Source organism: Herbidospora galbida, from assembly GCF_005233835.1.
Classification (GTDB): Bacteria; Actinomycetota; Actinomycetes; order Streptosporangiales; family Streptosporangiaceae; genus Herbidospora; species Herbidospora galbida.
Genome location: NZ_SZQA01000113.1, coordinates 1 through 1116 on the forward strand (window position 1 = coordinate 1; position 1116 = coordinate 1116).

Below are 1116 nucleotides of genomic sequence, written 5' to 3' on the forward strand. Positions count from 1 at the left end.
CGCTCGGCCCGGTCGCCGCCGCGCTGGCGGGGAGCGTGGCGGGCGTGGCGGGCGCGGCGGCGGCGGCGTTCTGGACGCCGATCGGGGCGGCCGCCAACTTCGAACCCGACCCGGGCTTCCACTTCGACGCGGCGGTCCTGCTGCCGCCGCTGGTCGTGGTCCCGGCCCTGGTCGCGCTGGAGGTGGCGGCGCTGACCTGGGCCCGGCGGAGTCCGCGTCCACCGGCCGGGTCCTTGGTGGCGTCGGCCGTGGTGCGGCTGAACCTGCCCGCGCAGGTGGCCGTCGGCCTGCGGTACGCCGTGAGCCGCCCGGTCGCCGGCACGCTGGCCGGGATCCTCGGCCTGGTCGCGGCGCTGACCTTCGCGGCCGGGGTGGCCGACGCGTCCGGCGACCCGTCCCGCTTCGGGCAGACCCACCAGGCCATGGTGTTCGTCGGCTACAACGGCCACCGTGAGGAGGGCGTCCTCGACGCGATCGTCGGCGACCCCGACGTGACGGGCGTGGTGACGGCCCGCTCCACGATGGTCTCGTCCGGCGGCGCGGTCTTCGTCGCCTACGGCCTCTCTCCGGTGACGGGCCGGGTGCCGCCGATGGTCGCGCGGGGGCGGCCGCCGGCGACCGACGACGAGGTGCTCCTGGCGGTCAGCACCGCCGAGCGGCTGGGCGCCGGGGTGGGGGACACGATCCGGCTCACCGGGACCGGCGCCGGCGACTTCCGGGTCTCGGCCGTCGGGCTGCTGCCCGTCGGGGTGTCCAACACCTACGACGACGGCGCGCTCCTCACCGCGGGCGGCTACGACCGGCTCGCCCGGTCGTTCGACCTCTACCTGGGGCTGGTCGCCTTCCGGCCGGCGGCCGATCCCGGCGCGGTGCTGGCGCGGCTCGGCCGGGCGGCGGGCCCGAGGGTGAGCGTGATCCCGGCGGTGCTCCCGCCGCAGTTCGCCGAGGTCCGCGACGTGCGGGTGCTGCCGGTCGTGCTGGCGGGGTGCCTCGGGCTGCTGGCCGTGGCGACGCTCGCCCACGCGGTGAGCGCGACGGGCCGGCGGCGGCGGCACGACGTCGCGGTGCTGCGCGCGCTGGGCATGACGCCGGGGCAGGTGCGGTGGATTCCGCGCA

General features: G+C 78.1%; 1 protein-coding gene. It reads left to right on the forward strand.

Annotated elements, in window-relative coordinates; translation table 11 throughout:
* Positions 1-1116, forward strand: a 1116-nt coding sequence (locus FDA94_RS39740) for an ABC transporter permease (protein WP_342778578.1), incomplete at both ends; no start/stop codon positions are given.